The organism is Pseudomonas sp. KB_15 (assembly GCF_052114525.1).
In the GTDB taxonomy this organism is placed as follows: Bacteria; Pseudomonadota; Gammaproteobacteria; order Pseudomonadales; family Pseudomonadaceae; genus Aquipseudomonas.
The window spans coordinates 1-403 of record NZ_JBFREX010000287.1 but is presented as its reverse complement, the minus strand read 5'-3'; the positions used below and the strand labels follow the sequence as shown (position 1 = coordinate 403).

Here is a 403-nt window from a genome sequence, read left to right as displayed (position 1 = left end):
GTGTTTCCGGATGCTCGGTGGTGATGCGGCGCAGCTGGACGATGTCGTCCGCGCCGACCTCGGGCGCGTCCACGATCAGCAGGTCGGTGCCGAGCGTGAGCGCGGGGTCGGCCAGCGCGGCGGCGGGCGTGGCCCGCACACGCTGTACCACGTGGTTGGCGCTCTGGGCGATCAGGCCCGCCACGTAGTGCAGGTGCGCATCGTCGGCGGATACAACGGCGATCTTTGCCATGGCTTCTCTCCTGGAGACAGCGTGCGGCGGCCGCGTGGCCTACCGTCCCATATTGTTGAGACCGCCGGAGGCGCCCACGCCGATCGTGAAGGCGTTGGCGTCGGACTGCGGCGTGCGGAACTGGGTGCCGTAGCGGTCCATCGCCGCCGTGGCGGCGCGGCCGTCGATGCC

Annotated in this window: 1 protein-coding gene; it reads right to left on the bottom strand. The window is 71.0% G+C overall.

What is annotated here, in order from left to right:
* Positions 1–232: hypothetical protein (locus tag AB4Z35_RS30920; protein WP_442101289.1), on the bottom strand; the 232-nt coding region annotated here is incomplete at its 3' end.
* Positions 233–403 lie beyond the last annotated feature (171 nt).